This is a genomic window from Marinobacter sp. 1-4A (assembly GCF_016597725.1).
In the GTDB taxonomy this organism is placed as follows: domain Bacteria; phylum Pseudomonadota; class Gammaproteobacteria; order Pseudomonadales; family Oleiphilaceae; genus Marinobacter.
The window spans coordinates 456,502-473,634 of the sequence record NZ_VCGY01000001.1 but is presented as its reverse complement, the minus strand read 5'-3'; the positions used below and the strand labels follow the sequence as shown (position 1 = coordinate 473,634).

14 protein-coding genes are annotated in these 17,133 nt (G+C 51.5%); 8 read left to right on the top strand and 6 right to left on the bottom strand.

Annotation, left to right across the window (positions count from 1 at the left end):
- Window positions 1-374: 374 nt before the first annotated feature.
- Together FE845_RS02035 and FE845_RS02030 are read left to right on the top strand one after the other, a co-directional pair.
- Window positions 375-668 (top strand): type II toxin-antitoxin system RelE/ParE family toxin, encoded by a 294-nt coding sequence (locus FE845_RS02035; protein ID WP_200361508.1) that lies wholly within the window; start codon window positions 375-377, stop codon window positions 666-668.
- A gap of 12 nt (window positions 669-680) precedes the next feature.
- Window positions 681-1,028 (top strand): addiction module antidote protein, encoded by a 348-nt coding sequence (locus tag FE845_RS02030; protein ID WP_227713997.1) that lies wholly within the window; start codon window positions 681-683, stop codon window positions 1,026-1,028.
- 55 nt (window positions 1,029-1,083) lie between these two features.
- Here the strand turns inward: FE845_RS02030 and FE845_RS02025 are convergent, their stop codons facing one another.
- Together FE845_RS02025 and FE845_RS02020 are read right to left on the bottom strand one after the other, a co-directional pair.
- Complete coding sequence (locus FE845_RS02025; RefSeq protein WP_200361507.1) at window positions 1,084-1,398, bottom strand: DUF4124 domain-containing protein; 315 nt, start codon at window positions 1,396-1,398, stop codon at window positions 1,084-1,086.
- A gap of 110 nt (window positions 1,399-1,508) precedes the next feature.
- Complete coding sequence (locus FE845_RS02020) at window positions 1,509-2,258, bottom strand: CLCA_X family protein (RefSeq protein ID WP_200361506.1); 750 nt, start codon at window positions 2,256-2,258, stop codon at window positions 1,509-1,511.
- A 506-nt stretch (window positions 2,259-2,764) separates the two neighbouring features.
- On the opposite strand from FE845_RS02020, the gene FE845_RS02015 reads away from it, so the two are divergent.
- Window positions 2,765-2,965 (top strand): hypothetical protein, encoded by a 201-nt coding sequence (locus FE845_RS02015; RefSeq protein ID WP_200361505.1) that lies wholly within the window; start codon window positions 2,765-2,767, stop codon window positions 2,963-2,965.
- Between the two features lie 15 nt (window positions 2,966-2,980).
- On the opposite strand, the gene FE845_RS02010 is transcribed toward FE845_RS02015, so the two are convergent.
- A complete protein-coding gene (locus tag FE845_RS02010; protein ID WP_200361504.1) occupies window positions 2,981-4,432 on the bottom strand; it encodes a vWA domain-containing protein in 1,452 nt (483 codons plus the stop codon).
- A gap of 99 nt (window positions 4,433-4,531) precedes the next feature.
- Window positions 4,532-5,557, bottom strand: a complete 1,026-nt coding sequence (locus tag FE845_RS02005; protein WP_200361503.1) for an alpha/beta fold hydrolase — start codon at window positions 5,555-5,557, stop codon at window positions 4,532-4,534.
- A gap of 375 nt (window positions 5,558-5,932) precedes the next feature.
- Between FE845_RS02005 and FE845_RS02000 the strand changes: the two genes are divergently transcribed.
- Window positions 5,933-7,582, top strand: a complete 1,650-nt coding sequence (locus FE845_RS02000) for a DNA cytosine methyltransferase (protein ID WP_200361502.1) — start codon at window positions 5,933-5,935, stop codon at window positions 7,580-7,582.
- Window positions 7,530-8,201 (top strand): hypothetical protein, encoded by a 672-nt coding sequence (locus FE845_RS01995; protein ID WP_200361501.1) that lies wholly within the window; start codon window positions 7,530-7,532, stop codon window positions 8,199-8,201. Before FE845_RS02000 ends, FE845_RS01995 begins: the two co-directional genes overlap by 53 nt.
- 39 nt (window positions 8,202-8,240) lie before the next feature.
- Here the strand turns inward: FE845_RS01995 and FE845_RS01990 are convergent, their stop codons facing one another.
- Together FE845_RS01990 and FE845_RS01985 are read right to left on the bottom strand one after the other, a co-directional pair.
- Complete coding sequence (locus tag FE845_RS01990) at window positions 8,241-10,676, bottom strand: ATP-binding protein (protein ID WP_200361500.1); 2,436 nt, start codon at window positions 10,674-10,676, stop codon at window positions 8,241-8,243.
- A 15-nt stretch (window positions 10,677-10,691) separates the two neighbouring features.
- Window positions 10,692-11,444 (bottom strand): response regulator, encoded by a 753-nt coding sequence (locus FE845_RS01985; protein WP_200361499.1) that lies wholly within the window; start codon window positions 11,442-11,444, stop codon window positions 10,692-10,694.
- 299 nt (window positions 11,445-11,743) lie between these two features.
- Here FE845_RS01985 and FE845_RS01980 point away from each other — a divergent pair, with 299 nt between their 5' ends.
- Genes FE845_RS01980 through FE845_RS01970 form a run of 3 tightly spaced genes read left to right on the top strand, consistent with a single transcriptional unit; the run spans window position 11,744 to window position 17,127 of the window.
- Entirely contained in the window at window positions 11,744-13,531 is a 1,788-nt protein-coding gene (locus tag FE845_RS01980; protein WP_200361498.1) for a TolC family outer membrane protein, read from the top strand.
- 15 nt (window positions 13,532-13,546) lie between these two features.
- Window positions 13,547-15,676 carry a type I secretion system permease/ATPase gene (locus tag FE845_RS01975; protein WP_200361497.1) on the top strand — a complete coding sequence of 710 codons (2,130 nt, stop codon included), beginning with the start codon at window positions 13,547-13,549 and terminating at the stop codon, window positions 15,674-15,676.
- Complete coding sequence (locus tag FE845_RS01970) at window positions 15,673-17,127, top strand: HlyD family type I secretion periplasmic adaptor subunit (protein ID WP_200361496.1); 1,455 nt, start codon at window positions 15,673-15,675, stop codon at window positions 17,125-17,127. Before FE845_RS01975 ends, FE845_RS01970 begins: the two co-directional genes overlap by 4 nt.
- Window positions 17,128-17,133 lie beyond the last annotated feature (6 nt).

Here is a 17,133-nt window from a genome sequence, read left to right as displayed (position 1 = left end):
CATCCGATTAAAGCGTCAAGGAAAGGTAGTATACCGCGAAAGCCGCATCTTCGACCGTAAGGCTTCGGCGAAAGATGGGTCAAGCTGCCTTAAAACGGCAAAATCTCAAACAGCAAGCAACGATCTGATAATTTTGCTCGCAGGTAGAGGGCTTCGATCATTTCTTGATGGGTGAGGAGTGCCAGCTACCCCACCATGAACACGGCATCGATGATGGAAAGCTCAGCGCCTTTGGTAATTACCTAGCCGGTTGTTTCTGGCGGTTAACGTTTGTGCCCTGTTCATGGTTTATTTTTTGCTATTTTACTAGGCTTGCCGGTTCTCCCTTTTTTGCCGTGGTTGTATCTTTGTATCCAGATGGATACAGTTTGGGCATGAAGATATTTCACCGAACTGAAAAATTCTCGAAGTGGCTCAAAGGCCTTAAAGATCCTTTGGGTAAGGCCTCGGTGCTGCGACGAATTGAGCGGGCGGAGAGTCAGGGCAACTTCGGGGATCATCAGTCGGTGGGTGATAGCGTGTGTGAGATGCGCATTTTTGTGGGGCCGGGCTACACCCATGTGGGTGATGAGATTGTTTGGCTTTTGATGGGTGGTGATAAGTCTAGCCAGACGAAAGACATAGAGCTTGCCAAAGAGATGGCGGCTGACATTCACGGGCAGCCGTGAGGAGTGATTAAAATGGCTATCAGTCAGGAAATGATCGATAAGTACGGCATTCGCCCTTTCGATGTGGCGGAATATCTGGACAATGATGAGGTGATTGCCGCTTACCTGTCTGAGGTTCTTGCCGAAGGCGATATGGATGAGCTGCTGAAGGCGCTGAACAGTGTGGCTCGCGCCAAAGGCATGACCAAACTGGCGGAAGAATCCGGCCTTGGCCGTGAGAGCCTGTATAAGGCGCTGTCCAAAGGCGCAAAGCCTCGCTTTGATACCGTAAACCGGGTATTGAATGCCCTTGGGGTTTGCCTGCGGGCAGAACCCGCTAGTAAGGGTGAGGACGATGGTCATCAGGTGAGGCAGGCTTGAGGCTTGCTTCAGGGGCTAAAGTTTAAACCGGGCTACCAACACTTCCAAAGCCTACTCAGGTAACCCGCAATTCCAAAGGGCGCTCTGGCACCGTTGCCAGCATAAAGGTTGCGGGCTCAGGCCATTCTGCTAGCCGTCTACCCATTCTTCCATCCACTCTGCGAGCTGGCGGCTCGTAAAACTCAACATCCGTGCCCGTATCAAATTGGCCGCCAATGGCAGGAGCGGGCTTGTGATCGAGCTTCTTGGCATCGTCACCACAAGGGCTGTCAGAAAACACGGTCTGGCCGTTTGCTTTGCACTGGTAGACTGCTCCGTAACTGATAGCAGGCGCAGTAATCGCGATTACAAATAACATCCCTTTGAGCATGATAGCCTCCTTTGCTTAAGCCTACCCGAGTTCTCAATCTGTTTGTGTAAAACACTGTGAAAAGCGGAAGTGTTGTTGGCGCGTAGGTTTGGCGGTGCTCCTATATTGCTTCATCCAGCTTTCGCTTGCTCCCGATACAAGGCCACACCCAGCGAGGCAAAATAGTCTTGGAATGCTTCGTTGATACGCTGGCGATGCATGCCCTTTGGATAAAGGCCCGCATTAGCTTCGTCTGAATATACAGTACCGCGCACCAGAAAAGAGTTGTTGGGAGTGCTATCTTCTATGAAAGCCTCAAAAGCCCGGGCGCAAAGCTCTTCCGGCTTTGCGTAGTACAGCACCTTTAGTCGCTTGTCGGCTTCCTTGGATGCCTGAAACAGGGGACTCGGCGCTGTTCCGTCGTCAGTCAGCAAGATGGTTTTAAAACAGGCACTGAGCAGGTTGTTTAGAGGGTGCTCTTTCGGTTTGGCACTACCGAGCCAGCCGCTGGATGCAAAGCCAAACTTTCCCAGTCTCCGGAAGGCTCTATTCCCCATGTAATGATCAAACGCATGAAACCATTCATGAGCCAGGCTACCGGCCCCGGCGTTCTTTGCGAGTGCCAGTTGTCGGGTTGCGGGAATATAGTGGGCAGACACCCCGGGCCGACCACCAATGCCGTACTGCATGCCGAGAGTTCCACGAAGAGATATGAGGTTTTCTGGCCCCTGCAAAGTCGTCATCAGATCACACAGAGCCCTGTAAAACCGATCAGCCGCACGATCCCGCTCTGCTGGCGTCACCCAGCGGCCGACCTCGATGCCTCGGAAATCGAATCGGCGTCGTACCGTAATAAAAGAGATGGGGTGAGAGATCGTCATGAATATCCTCCACGTTCGAGCGATCAAAACGGAATGGCATTGGTGAGAGAACGGCTTATGGTCGCCAAGGAGTGTGACGGGCATATTACACACAAAAACTGTTTATATGTACAGTGTTTTGGTGCGCGACTCCAAAGGCATATCGTAGTTCCGGATTCTCCCTAGTCAGTCGATGATTTTGGAGAATGTCTATCCTCACCTAAACAAGCTCGCGCTCGCATATTGCGCTTGTGGCGCTTCTTGAAAGGCTTTATCTTCCGGATCAGGACTATCAGCGCTAAACAAAGGATTTGTTACATGGCCTGCAACAATAACGGCGATTTCCAGAAGTATTTCAACGAAAATATGGACGCTTTAGGGCTCCCATCCCCTTCTACTTTGTTTGACGCATCAACAACTTCCTTAGGTGCTGCTAGTGCATCGGTAGCTATCGGCCGATAGTTTATTAGGTTGCGGCCTTTAGATGTCAAAGTTAGACACCAGCACAAACTTTTCGAGTTCGCGTGATGGCTAAGGCTAAGATCAAAGACGATCTTGCTCTGCTAATGGTGGGCCTACTCGTCTCTATCATTGCTTGGGGTGTGTTTCAACTGGTGGGTATGTGGGCCTTTTATATCTATTTCGTTCTGGTGGTTTTGGTCTGGGCCCAGCGCTACCAGCGTAAGCGCAAGGCCCACAAGATTGAAGCTAAGGATAGGGACGGCTAATAGAGCGCTATCCGGTCAGTCTTTGTCTCCCTGAGATTCGGTTGGGAAATCCATGCTTACCTCGGTGGTTTCTGTAGCAGTTACTGAAACGCCGTTCAAATAACGGTCGGGAGCCTTGATGCCGTCAGGGCGTACCTGAATGCGATATTCGCCAACGGGAACGGTGTAGCTAACCACGCCCTCTTTGTTGGTGGAGCCCCGTGCGGTTTCTTTATGGTTGTCGGCACGCTGAAGGTAAGTGCGGGCTTTCAGTGGTTTGCCGTTGGTTGTGACGGTAATTTGTGCAGTGCCGCTCGGGATTTCAAGTGCGGTTTCGAAAGTCTCGTTAGCCGTGACAACTACGTTATCCACATAGTGATCCGGTGCGCTGATTCCGTCTGGTCTCACTTGGATGCGGTATTCGCCAACTGGCACGTTGTAACTGGCCACTCCGTTTTTGTCTGTGCCATCACGCGATGCCTCTTTGCGGGTATCGGCATGCTGGATATAGGTTCGGGCTTTTAGCGGCTTGCCATTTGTTGTGACGGTAATTTGGGCCTTGCCACTGCGGAAGTTGAAGTTTTTCTCAAGGGTTTCGCCAGCGCTAACAATTACGTTATCGATGTACTGGTCCGGCGCACTGATGCCGTCTGGCCGGATGTGAATGCGATACTCGCCTGCAGGGACCGTATAGTTGACGATACCCTCTTTGCTCGTGCCCCCACGGGAAACCTCTTTGCGGCTGTCTGCATTTTGAAGGTAGGTTCTGGCCTTCAGCGGCTTATCGTTCACGGTGACCGTAAGTTTGATGGCGCCGGTTACAACCGCAGGCGGTGGTTCAACCGTTACAGCTTGTTCAAGAGCGGTGGTAAGGTCGTCTGCATTGGCCGCTGTGAAGAACTGGCCGCCACCTGCATCGGCCATGCACTGTAACTGGCTGGTATCTGCATCACCCAAATCGAAGCCCACAACGTGCAAACGGAAGTCGACTCCGGATTGCTTGGCTACTTCGACCGCCTTGCACGGATCGCCGTCACAGGATTCAAGCCCATCCGAGACCAATACAATGTTGGCTGAATCTTCGATTTGACGCAGCTGTTCTACGGCTTGGGTTACGGCTTCGGTAATCGGTGTCTTGCCTAAGGCATTTAGCCCCTGAATACGCTTATTCATCGCGCTGCGATCAAGTGGCCCAAGCTCGACTAACGACTCAATGTCGGCGCAGTCGCCTTTACGGCGATGCCCGTAGGCCATCAAGCCAGTTCTGCTGTTATCAGGTAGGTCTGCGATCAGCTGGGACATGACATCTTTGGCAATAGCGATTTTGGGCGTGCCGTCGATTCGGCCCCACATGCTACCTGACGCATCAAGGATGAAAAGCAGGTTGCTCGCGGAATCACTCTGGCCTTCCGTTGTATTCGCCGCATTGACTTGGGCACACACTGAGAACATAAGTAGCAGGCCCAGAATCAGCAGTAGTCTTGTCACGGTATTGCCCTCTTGCTTTTGTAGTTAAACGGTCGAATTTTGTACCAGTTTAGCCCAAAAGCCACGGAAGGCAGCGAGCGCCGGTTTTCCCGCGCATTATCAATCCATTCGCTGAGCAAAAGCCCCCAAGCCCTGCCGTAGAAACAGCGCAGCGTCCTTTACTGTTTCCTCCGGCAATTCCTCCATCGGAATGTGTCCCGCTGTCGGGTATACAATAAGTTCCGTTTTCGGGATATCTGCCATCCACTTGTCGGCAAGCTCCAAAGGTACCCATGCGTCCTCTTCACCCCACATCAGAAGTGTTTTGGCGGTAATGCGGTTAAACGGTGCCGGCTCGAAGTTTCCAGCTCGGGCTTCGATCATTTTTAGGGTCTTAACGTACAGTGGTTTTGCGCCCGGGCGCTGGTTCATGTGAACGTAACGTATGTAATCTTCTTGAGCTACGCGGTCTGAGTCGCCGTAAACCCAGGCAACGTTTAGCGCTACCATCCAAGCCGGTTGAATGTAATTGCCAATAAACGCAACGGGCGGGAGAGTGCCAATGCTGAGTATCCAAGGTGTATCTTGCGGGTAACCGAAAGGGTCGAGGAGAATCAGCTTGTTCACGCGCCCGGGGTTTCGGGCTGCATACCTTGCGGCAATATAACCCCCCAAAGAATTCCCGGCGAGCGAAACGCTGTCCAAGTCCAGCTTATTCACAAACGTCTCGAAAGCATCGAGCGCGTGCTCTTCGTTGAAGTCATCCAGCTCGGTTGGCCCGCCGGTCAGGCCAAAGCCTGGCATATCCAGTGCAATTACCCGGTGATTTTTTGAAAGTTCGTCAATCCATGTGTCCCAGGTTTGCAGGGATGAAAAGATGCCATGCATAAGGATGACAACCTCGCCCTGACCGCGATCCTGATAGTGGATGTTGTAGCCGTTCACCTTCACGAATTTCGAGTATTCATTCGTGTACCTGCTTTCCAGATCCTCCATATCCATGCTGATCAAGCCACCCCAGTGACTCAGGGTGGGCGCCGCTTTCATAGATGCCCCGATGGCAGAACAGCCCGACAGCATAACAACGAAAAGCAACAGCGCTAGCAGCGACAGCAGGCGGGAATTTTTATAGTTGGCTGTGAACATTGGGTAATCCTGATTTGCTCGATCTTGCGGCTAACCTCGCAGCAAGACCGGTTTAAGCCATTGACGCAATTGCCTAAGGGTGTGTGGCCATTTAAGGTATGTTAGGTTTAATCGTTTGATTTAAAAGAAAAAAATATCTTTTAAATGGTTGTGTAATTTGCTGGGTCTGTGAAGAGGATCACAAGGTGTTGTTTTCATGTGTGAGGCGACTTGTGAGGAGCACGCAAAGGGCGAAGGCACCGAGGTTGATGGTAGCCGCAATATCGCTGACTCTGAGTGTTAGTTCAGTGGCACCCTGCACCCTAAATACCTGGACTTTTCACCCCGGCTGCCGTAAAATCCCCCGTCAAAGTCTCATGTTGTAGGTGTTGGTAAGTGAACCATATCGAGTTGTTTGCCGGTTGTGGCGGTTTGGGTCTCGGCCTTGAATCTGTTGAATTTGAACTCGTTATGGCTAACGAACTCTCGCCGATGGCTGCGGAAACCTTTGCGTACAATTTTTTGGATGAAAACCTCCGCGCCATGGCCGATGGAGAGGAAAGGTTCGGCTTACCAAAACGAACCAAGTGGTTAAGCAGCCAGTTTCCTAAATCGAATTTGCACAACCGCTTGCGTGAAAACCCGCACGAATTCCCACCTTTTCCTGAAGGTGAGAGCGATATAAACGGCCCTGCAGATTTAGATGGGGCATTGGTTGTTGGCAGTATTGTTGAGCTCAATCGGTTTCTTGAGACCTCACCAGAGTGCAGTGATGCCTTGCAAAGCAGTTTTGGCCGTGGTGGTTTGGATTTGGTGTCAGGCGGGCCGCCTTGCCAAAGTTTCAGCTTGGCCGGGCTGCGCCAGCGAACCAACCAACGCAATTCCCTTCCATGGGAGATGGCGAAATTTGTGGAGCTTACCCAGCCGAAATTTGCGTTGCTCGAAAACGTTACGGGCATTTTGCGGGCGTTCAAGGAAGAGGGGCAAGAATTTCACGCCTGGTTCGAAGTGGCAAAGGCGTTTGCGGTTGTAGGCTATGTTCCGCTTTGTCTTCATGTAAACGCCAAACTTGCCGGTGTGGCGCAGAATCGGCCAAGGTTCATTATGTTAGCCACCCGTGCAGATATATATGATGAGCTGGAGCCCACCTTCAGCGCCGTAGAGCGAGATCTTTTTTTACCCTCTCACCAGTTCTATCTCACTATTACGCAGGGCCAGCCTGTGGCATTCGGTGATATTTCCTATTTCGATGCTGATAAACCTCAGCACCATGAGCTATACGAGCAATCATTTCTCCGCCCGTTGGTTGCTTATCGAGATAGTGTGAGAACCGTGCGTGATGCTATTGACGATCTTAAAATCCACGCCCCGGAGTTGCCGTCTGAGTATGTACGGCAGATCAACCGGGTGTTTACTCCATTTATCCCGGAGCACGACATGGAAAACCATGAAATGCGCAACAATGGGGAGCATGTTAAGCGCCGGTTTCGGATCTATCAGATGCTACAGAAAGTGTCCCGATCGGATGAGCGCATCGTGAAAGCGCTGCTGAAAGGGGAAAGGGAAGAACTGCCTGCTGATGTTGCCGAGAGGGTCATGGGTTTTGATTTTCTCTCTGGTGAGGGCGAGTACGTTTTTTTCCAGAGCAAAACCGAGCTGGAAAACTATTTAAAGGCCCATGGTACGAAAAAACAAACGCAAAAAGCGCTAACGGCGGATTCACCTGCCCCTGCAGCATTGTCCATTCCGGATGATGCTTGCCATTATGATCACGACGAGCTCAGAACCCTGTCTGTTAGAGAAATGGCGCGAATCCAATCCTTTCCGGATGGCTTTGCTTTCAGGTCGAAGGTGACGACCGGAGGCCAAATGCGCAAGTACGAAGTGCCCCAATACACACAGGTTGGTAATGCTGTCCCGCCGCTACTGGGAAGAGCCCTTGGCGAGGCTGTTGGCAATCTTTTGAAAAGACTGAACGTAAAGGAACTACGTGATGGACGAAGTATGGCGGAACCGTTGGTACACGCGGATGCTAAGCATACCTGAATGGATATACTCAGAGGCGGAGCTTAGGGCATCGAGGTTACCGGTTTTTGATTATTCGAGAAGAAAAGAAGAAGCAAACGTTGTTGGTTGTTTGGGTGAGGTTATCGCTGAACATTGGATGAGAGCGAAAAACATAGGCTTTACGTCTCAGCTCAACGAAACCAAACATGATTACCTAATCAATAATAGCCTGACGATCGACGTTAAAACGAAAGATAGAACTGTAGTGCCCAAGATACACTATGAAGCCACAGTGCCGTTGTATAACCATTCCCACCAAATACCCGATTATTTTTTGTTTATATCGCTTCATCGAAAAAGTAACAAAGCGCCCGGAAGCATACGCCAGTACGAGCATGCGTATATTTTAGGCGCCATCAGCTATGGCGAGATAAGCGAAGCCGGAATCCAGTTTTACAAGGACGAAACAGACTGGCGTAACGGCACCAAATTCTGGACAGATTGCTTAAACGTGCAGGTTGGGCAGCTTATTCCAGTAAAAGAAACGATAGAGATTTTTAAGGGTGTGAAATCTTGCCCGAGCAAGGTCGTGACACAGGACCATGCTCTTATCAATAAAATTTCACGAATGCGGGCAGGTGGAAAGCTGATGAATTAATGCGCAGCTATAGGTTCTTTCAGATCGAATAATGACCATTTAAGCGTCCGGTGCCAGATTGCATAGCTCAGCCACTGTCGTGCGCAGTTCTAGACGGTCCACAGGTTTGGATAAATAAGCGCTGAAGCGTGTAGGTGAACTCTCTTCAGCGCGCAGACTACTATTTTGCACTGCCGATAGGAGTATTACGGGCACCATAGGCCACTGGGCGCGCGCGATCCTAAGAACCTCATCACCGGAAGCGCCCGGTAGTTGGTAGTCCGTAACAATGATTGCAGGGGCACTGCCGCTTGCCCTCTGGGCAAAAGCTTCTGTGGTTGCCGCAAGCTCAACATCAAACCCCATATCGGTGAGCTCATCGTCCAGCAATTCGCTGACCGGTTGAGAGTCTTCCACAATCCAGGCTTTTTGGCCTTTTGCATCAAACGTAGGGAGTAAATCCTGAACGGCGGCAAGGGATGGGGCTGCGAGGCGCTCATCTCCCACTATACAAGGAATCGTGCAGGTGGCTGTGGTTCCCTTGCCCGGCTCACTTTCCAGCTCAAGATGCCCCCCCAAGTTTTCCGCGAGTTCAAAACAGATGGCCAAACCAAGGCCCGCACCGGGATTGCTCTCGGAGCTTTGGTAAAACGGAGTGTATATTTCTTTGAGGTCGTCAGAAGAGATGCCGCATCCCGTGTCACTCACACGGAAAACCAGTGATGGCGGTTGGTTTGAGGTTTGGGCCACTGCAACCGCCAGAGAAAATTCGCCGCCCTGAGTGTACTTAGCGGCATTGTCCAGAAGGTTGAGCAAAATTCTCTGCAACTGTTTGCTACTACAACGAATTACTGTTGGCAAACCCGTCTCGATTTTAAACTGAAAACGGTTGGCTTGTTTGCTGGCGATGATGTGAGCATGGTTAACAAGGTTGTCGATAAAGGCTATTAGATAGATGTCTCGCGGCTCATCTGAAGCTGTTGAGATTCCATGCGCGTAATCAACCAGACCATCGATGAGATCCTTCATGTACATGCCTCTATCCAGAATCACCTGCGTGGCTTTCTGAGCATCGACCGTGTTAACAGATTGAAGTTGGGCATAGCCGAGAATGGCGGTTAGTGGCGACCTCAAATCGTGGGTTACTTGCCCCAGAAAATTCACCTTTGCCTGACTGGCCTTGCGTGCCGTTTCCAGAGCGTTTCTTAAGTCTTCCGTTCGTTGTTTGACGGTCTGCTCTAGGGATTTTCGGCTCTCTATTTCCTGAGCTTTTAGGGCTTTTTTAGCTGTCAGGATCTGACGTTTTTGTTGCCAGCTATAGGTTAGTATCAAAGCCAGCGCGGTTACAGTTTCGATACCAAGGCGATAAGGCGCAAAGTGGGCGGTGTAGTAGAAATTAAACGTGTAGCCCAGCAACAGAAACGATGTGATCAACCAATATACTGACAACAACAGCATCAATAGTATTGAGCTTTGACTAGCGGGACGAGTTTTCAGGGCAGCGGGAATGATAAGCGGCCAGGTGATCATGTAGCCGGTTAGGCACAGGATTCCCAGTTTTCGTATAGTGCTGCCGTCGACAATAAACGTAAGGCATGCCATGGCAGCTGCGGCAACTCCTGTCACAATCAGGTAGTTGCGCCAGCCACGTTGGTAGTTCAGCCCTAGGACGAAAACAGAGGTGGCCAGAAAGAGTTGTGTAGAAAGCATTGCTGCGCTTACTCTCAAGTTGACCGAATAACTTTCGAGTGATGGCAGTAGATAGTTGGTGAAAAAGCCGTTTTTCTCAGCTTCTCGAATAAATGCCACCAGTAACCATGTGCCCGTTACCAAAAGGCTAGCGTTAAGCTGGAAGGCAAGAACAAGTAGAAGCGTGAGGATGCCCGCGAAAAGAGCCGCCAGAAAGATCCGGTTTTCGGTGAGTCCTTCTGAGTAGGGCACTGGCTCCCAGCTTTCTATACTAATAAACGGAAGGTTGTCGCTATTTATTTTTAGAAACAGTTGCTGTGCTTGGCCTGCGTTGAGTCGTATCGGAATGATGGTTTTGCCATTGCTGACAGCACGATTTTGTAGCGGGATATCCAGACCTGTGGCTGTTTGATGTAGCGTTTTTCCGGTAGCTGGGTCAACAAAGTAGGCCTGAACCTTGTTTAAGCGCCAAGGCTCGATAGCCAGCCAGCGTATCAGTGCCTGGTTGCTGCTGTTGTGCAAGGTCGTTTTAAGCCAGGTGGTCGCATGGCGGCGTGTGGCGCTCAAGGTGCCTGCTTCAGGCTGGATCCAGTCTGCGGCACTTTGGGCGTCATTGAGGCTTTGAATGGCATTATTGCCGGAGATTGCCTGCATGAATTCAATCAGTTCACTACCATCTGGCTGTGTGGTCAGATCCAAGTAGGGATTCGAGTAGGTTTCGGTCTGTGCCTGTGAAATGGTCGATAAGGTTAATAAAAAAGCGGCGAAAATGGCGACGCATGTGGCAATCCAATTGCGTTTGGTCAAAATGTGTTCCCGGTCTCAACTATGTTGTTTTCGAAAGTCTCGCGGAGTTAGCCCAAAGCGCTCTTTGAACGCAGTGGAGAAGTTAGCGCTGTCTGCAAAGCCAACCTGATGAGACACATCCTGAACGGCGAGATGTGTTTGTTGAAGCAGGGTTTTGGCTTCCTTCATACGCTCCTCTCGAAGGTATTCATAAACTGTTGTTCCAGCGCATGCCTTGAATGCTGCGTTCAGGTGTTTGCTGTTCGTTCCAGTCAATTTCTCTAGCTCTTTCATCGACGGTGTAACGGATAGCGATTTTAGCAAATGGGTGCGAGTGGAGTGAAACACGATCATATGCCGGTTATTTGTTGCAGCCGTCTCGACCTCTAAGCTTTTTTTGCGGGCCTGTGCTGGTGGTTTGTGTCTCAGATGTATCGCGAGCCGCAATTTAACTTCATTAAAATCGAAGGGTTTATTTATGTAGTCAACGGCGCCCGCAAGTAACCCTCTAATGCGGTGTTCAGGCGCGGTCATACCTGAGATAAAAATAACTGGAATATCACGGGTTCTCGGGTCCTGGGTAATTATTTTGCAGGCGTCGTGGCCACTGCAACGGGGCATCTCTGAGTCCATTAATATTATATCTGGCTGCCAGGCCCGAGCTTTTTCGACACCTTCAAGGCCATCGTGAGCATAGCGTAACTGGCAACCGTGCCGTTGAAGATAAGCAGAAAGTAGCATGCGGTCGGCTTCGTCATCTTCAACAATCAAAACACGTCTGTTCTCCATACTCACCCTTTTTATAATGCACTAGCCCCACCCAAAGCTGCTATTGAGCTTTGAATGGTTGATAAAAAAATACCTTTGCGCACAGGTTTTGGCGCGCAATCAAAGGTTCTTTGCCTTGCGCAAGGTACGATCAGGCCAATAACTCGCTGCTTTGAGTTGGGTGCCGCCAAGCTCAGTTGTAGCTTCGAGCTACTATTTGCGCTAGTGCGAGCCAAATCATGCCCGGTATCCACTGAAGTCAGCCTACTGATCACACCCGTTTCAGGCCCAGAGCTTGTGCCGGTTGCCTTGAGGATATTATGGCTAGAGTTCCTTCCGTCGCAAAACTTGCCCTCGCGGTTTCTTTGAGCTTTTCCGCAACTATTAATGCTGCAACTACGCATCAAGATGATTTATTAAGCGTTGTAAAAGAGACGCTTGAAACTAATCCAGAATTACAAGTTCGTTTGAGTGCCTTTCAAGCCTCTACCTACGACCAAAGGGAAGCCTTTGGCGGATACTTGCCATCTCTTGATGTCAGCGCAGCTGGCGGCATGGGAGACCGTGACTACGATGGTCGCGGTAGTTATAACCGCAATTACGCCGAAGTGTCTCTCACGCAAATGCTGTTTGATGGATTTCGAGTGCGAAACGCCGTTGCCAGAGCCGAGCATAGCAGTCGGGCACGCTATTATGAACTCTTGGACGAAGCAGAAACCAAGGCGCTGGAAACGGGTGAGGTTTATCTAAGCGTTCTCCGGCACCGAGAGCTTGTAACCCTTGCACAGAAAAATGTGGCCAATCACCAGCGTGTGCAACGCCACGTTAGCGAACGCGCAGATCAGGGTGTAAGCAACCGTGCCGATTTGCAGCAAATTGATGGGCGCTTGTCTTTGGCGCGCTCTAACTTAATGACAGAAATCGCAAACCTGCAGAGCGTTACCGCGCGGTTCCAGCGCTTGGTTGGTCGATTTCCGGCAGAGCATTTGAGCCCCTATGAAGTGCAAGAGCAGGCGGTGCCAGCAGAACTACGTGAGGTACTTGAAGCGGTATACGCCAATAACCCGGCTTTGTTTGCAGCCTTTGAAGAAATTCAGGCGTCTGAAGCTTCTTACGGCGAGGCAAAAGCAGGCCGTTACCCGACAATTGAGCTAGGTGCTCGCCATGGCACCTATAAAAACAATAATAGCTTCGATAAGCGCACAAACCCGCACTCATACGGGGAAGATACGGTTATCGAGTTGCGTGCACGCTACAACCTCTACCGTGGCGGCAGCGACCGGGCAGCAGAGCGTGCGGCGGACCGCCGTATTAGTCAGGCAGAAAGCTTGCGGGATAAAACCTGTGTCGATCTGCGACAAACAGCGACGATTGCTCACGGCGATGTACGCAATTTGCAGGTGAAACTCGACTCTCTTGCGGCCCACCGTGAAAAAGCGTCGGGTGTATTGGGGGCTTATCGCGAACAGTTTGACATCGGTCGTCGCTCGTTGCTGGATGTGCTCGATTCTGAAAATGAGTTTTTCCAAGCTGAGCGTGCCTATACCAATGGCTTCTACGATCTGGAAATCAATCGCCTACAAACGCTTCATAGCATGGGGCGCTTACTGGATACCCTGAATGTGGGTAGTGAGCAGCTACCGAATTTGGGTGATATTAACCAGTCGGTCAAGCCGGGATCCAGTCGCTATTGCACAATTCCCGATGAGGGCGCCAGAAACTTCGATCGGTTTTTGAAAATATCTGAGACTGAAGAAATCGTGGCCCTTGGTAGCGACACTCTATTTGACGTTGGCAGCGCTGAGTTCAAGCCCGAGGCAATGGCTAACCTGCAGCAGTTCGCCCAACGTCTGCTGGAGCGGGGCACGGTGAAGTCAGTCAATATTGTCGGGCATACCGACAGCTCCGGTTCCGATGCGCTGAATCGCAAGCTATCCCTTGCCAGAGCGATTTCGGTACGTGATGCCTTGATCGACAGTGGCATTGCAAACACCGTTATGCTGATTTCGGGTGTGGCCGCCTCCCAACCCCGTGCAAACAATGACACTGCCCAAGGGCGTGCCATGAATCGTCGCGTTGAGGTACGTGTTACTCACGCCAAAAGGTGAGATTGACACGCTGCTATGGACCAGACGAACGACCCCCTGAGCGCCTGCCTTTTATGGGTTGCTGCTGAAAATGGCACCACGACCAGCCATGATGCGCTGGTCGCCGGCCTGCCATTGGTTGATGGCCGCTTGTCGCCTTCGGTGTTTGCGCGCGCAGCAGAAAGGGTCGATATGAAGGTGAAGCTGGTAAGGCAGCCTTTGGAGCGCCTGAACAGTTTGCTGCTCCCCTGCGTTGTTTTGCTTGATGGCAACCGTGCTTGTTTGCTCGAAAGTATCGACCTTCAGGAGCAGACAGTGCAAGTGCGGTTGCCAGAATTAGACATGGACATTCAGCAACTCGGGCTTGCCAACCTCCAAAAGACCTACAGTGGTATTGCACTCTACTGCCGCCCGGATTTCCGTTTGGATCAACGTAAAACCGGGGCTGGCACAACAGTTGATAACGGCCACTGGTTCTGGAGTGTGATAAAGGCAAACCGGCCGGTTTACCGGGATATCCTGATTGCGGCGTTCTTTATCAACCTGTTCGCTTTAACCATGCCCCTGTTCGTTATGAACGTGTACGACCGTGTGGTACCCAATCATGCAACAGATACTTTGTGGGTTCTTGCGCTTGGTGCCCTGATTATCATCTGCGCCGATCTTGCGCTGCGTCTGCTACGAAGCTGGTTTGTTGAGCTGGCGGCAAGTCGCGCTGATATCACATTATCCGCGCGCATTATGGAACGCATTCTGGGTACTCGGCTTGAACATGCTCCACAGTCTGTGGGCTCGTTCGCGGCGAATGTCCAGTCGTTTGAATCCGTTCGCTCATTCATTGGTTCCATGACCGTAACGGCGCTTATCGACCTGCCTTTTTTCCTACTCTTTGTGGTCATCATCGCATTAATTTCGCCGGTGATGATCATTCCTGTGCTGATCGGTGCAACGATAATTATTCTGTACGCCCTCTCGGTGCAGGCCACCATGCACCAGCTTTCAGAAACCATGAGCCAAGCCAGTGCGCAGCGTAACTCCGGTTTGGTAGAAAGTCTGGTAGCGGCGCCCACACTTAAAAGCTTCAACGCCAGTAGCCGTATGCAAAGTGAGTGGGAGCAAACCACACGGTTTTTGTCGGGCTGCTCCGGCAAGCAGCGCATGCTTGGTATGTCTGTAGGTGCAGGAGCTTCCTGGATACAGCAAGTTGTATCTGTGGTGATGATTATCACCGGTGTGTATCTCGTTATTAATGGCGACATGAGCCAAGGCGGGTTGATTGCTGCTTATATGCTGTCCTCACGGGCCATGGCGCCGGTTTCGCAAACGGCATCTTTGCTTACGCAGTACCACCAAGCGGCTACAGCCATAACATCAGTCGAACAGATTATGGATGCCGAGCAGGATCGCGAGCCGGGCAAACAGCTAATAAGCCGGGGTAAGCTGCGTGGCGAAATTGAGCTGAGGGATGTGTCATTCCAGTACCCCGGTGAAGAGCGCGATGCATTGAGTGGAGTGTCGTTACATATTCGGGCTGGTGAGCGGGTGGGCATTCTTGGCCGAGTGGGCTCGGGCAAGAGCACTTTGGAAAAACTCATACTGGGGCTTTACCGGCCAACGTCTGGCAGCCTTTTAGTGGATGGCGTAAACATTGGCCAGATCGACCCGAGTGAGCTGCGCCGCAATATTGGTTACATACCACAAGACGTTCAATTGCTCAGTGGCACGGTATACGACAACGTTACGCTGGGTATAGAACATCCTAATAATGAACGCTTGCTGCAGGCCATCAATATCTCAGGTTTGAAAGGCATGGTGGGTGATCATGCAGACGGTTTGTCGATGCCGGTCGGGGAGGGCGGTAACCGTTTATCCGGTGGGCAGCGCCAAACAATTGCAGTGGCCCGTGCGGTTATGGCGGACAGCAGTATTTTATTGCTGGATGAGCCAACCAGTGCCATGGACAGCATGTTGGAGAACCACGTCAGCAAAGGCTTGGGCCAGTTTAGCCAAGGCAAAACTCTGTTGTTGATAACCCACCGCACCAGCCTACTGGATCTGGTTGATCGCTTAATTGTAATGGATGCGGGAAAAATTGTTGCCGATGGCCCGAAGCAAAGCGTGCTACAGGCCCTTCAACAAGGAAGCATCCAGCGGGGTGCACAATGAGCAACGATGCGAAGATTGCAGAGAAGGCCGCCCAGAAAGAGCTTGAGCAACAGGCATTTGAACATTTGAGCAAGGCTGACGCCGTTGGAGCTCGGGGGAAAGGTTTTATCAATCGCTTGTTCCGGCCGTTTTTTTCCGCATTTCGCAGCAACTCACGGCACTGGCCTACGGATGCGGATCAGGCCATGGAGCAGCAAAGCACCCTGCGTGCCCGCAGCTTGCTGTACGGCATCGCACTGACGTTTATGGTTCTGATTGTCTGGGCTGCGTTTGCGCCGATCGATGAAGTGACACGGGGCGAGGGTAAGGTTATTCCCTCCCGACAGCTTCAGGTTATTCAGTCCGCCGATGGCGGTGTGATTGAGGAAGTGTTTGTAGATGAGGGTGCCAGCGTCAGCAAGGGCGACCTGCTGGTGCGCATAGACCCAACACGCTTTATGGCCAGTTTTCAGGAAGGCAGCGTGCGGGCATTTGCACTGGCCGCCAAAGTGAAACGGCTGCAAGCATTGATCCATAGCGAGCCACTTCAGTTGAATTACAGCGAGGCAGTAACACCCGTACAGCAACAGGTCTTGCAGCAGGAGGAAGGTTATTTCAAGGCCAGCCTCAAGGAACTGCAAGAGCGCTTGGCGGTTGCCCGGGAACAGATTGCTCAACGGGAGCAAGAATTAAGCGAAGTGCGGGCGAGGGAGTCTGCTGCGGAACAGTCCTACCGCATGTCGACACGGGAACTGCAGGCAACCCAACCCTTGCTAGCTTCTGGCGCCGTCTCGGAAATAGAAATTTTGCGTTTGCAGCGGGACCAAGCCGCAGCAGACGGTGAACGCCTTCAGGCGGCTGCCCGGGTTAGGCAGGTGAAGGCCAGTATTCAGGAGGCTGAGTCCCGATTGTTAGAGGTTGAGTCCTCTATCCGCAACCAATGGCGAGCAGAGCTTAGTGACGCAAGCTCACAGTTGAACAGCTTGGAAAAGAGTGTTGCCGGGCTGGCTGACAAGGTGAAGCTCTCTGAAATTCGCTCGCCTGTAAATGGCACGGTTCAGCGCGTGTTGCTAAACACGATTGGCGGTGTCGTTCAACCGGGGAATGCGGTTGTAGAGATTGTTCCGAGCGATGATCGCCTGCTGGTGGAAGCCAAAATAGCGCCTAAAGATATCGCCTTCTTGCGCCCCGGTTTGCCAGCGACCATCAAATTGCACGCCTACGACTTTTCTATTTATGGTGGCATCTCCGCAACGATTCAACACATCAGCGCCGACACCATCACCGACGATCGCGATAACACGTTTTACCTCGTGCGCGCCGTAACCACCGGAAAAGACTCGGCACAGCATTTATCTGTTATTCCGGGCATGACTGCACAACTGGACATCATGACCGGCAAAAAGAGCATTTTGTCTTATTTGCTCAAACCATTACTGCGTGCCAAAGCTAACGCTTTGAGCGAACGCTGAAATCGA

Excerpts from the sequence above, each read along its gene's own strand:
- FE845_RS02035 (WP_200361508.1), top strand. The coding sequence starts at position 375 with ATGAAGATATTTCACCGAACTGAAAAATTCTCGAAGTGGCTCAAAGGC.
- FE845_RS02030 (WP_227713997.1), top strand. The coding sequence starts at position 681 with ATGGCTATCAGTCAGGAAATGATCGATAAGTACGGCATTCGCCCTTTC.
- FE845_RS02025 (WP_200361507.1), bottom strand. The coding sequence starts at position 1,398 with ATGCTCAAAGGGATGTTATTTGTAATCGCGATTACTGCGCCTGCTATC.
- FE845_RS02020 (WP_200361506.1), bottom strand. The coding sequence starts at position 2,258 with ATGACGATCTCTCACCCCATCTCTTTTATTACGGTACGACGCCGATTC.
- FE845_RS02015 (WP_200361505.1), top strand. The coding sequence starts at position 2,765 with ATGGCTAAGGCTAAGATCAAAGACGATCTTGCTCTGCTAATGGTGGGC.
- FE845_RS02005 (WP_200361503.1), bottom strand. The coding sequence starts at position 5,557 with ATGTTCACAGCCAACTATAAAAATTCCCGCCTGCTGTCGCTGCTAGCG.
- FE845_RS01995 (WP_200361501.1), top strand. The coding sequence starts at position 7,530 with ATGGACGAAGTATGGCGGAACCGTTGGTACACGCGGATGCTAAGCATA.
- FE845_RS01985 (WP_200361499.1), bottom strand. The coding sequence starts at position 11,444 with ATGGAGAACAGACGTGTTTTGATTGTTGAAGATGACGAAGCCGACCGC.
- FE845_RS01980 (WP_200361498.1), top strand. The coding sequence starts at position 11,744 with ATGGCTAGAGTTCCTTCCGTCGCAAAACTTGCCCTCGCGGTTTCTTTG.
- FE845_RS01975 (WP_200361497.1), top strand. The coding sequence starts at position 13,547 with ATGGACCAGACGAACGACCCCCTGAGCGCCTGCCTTTTATGGGTTGCT.
- FE845_RS01970 (WP_200361496.1), top strand. The coding sequence starts at position 15,673 with ATGAGCAACGATGCGAAGATTGCAGAGAAGGCCGCCCAGAAAGAGCTT.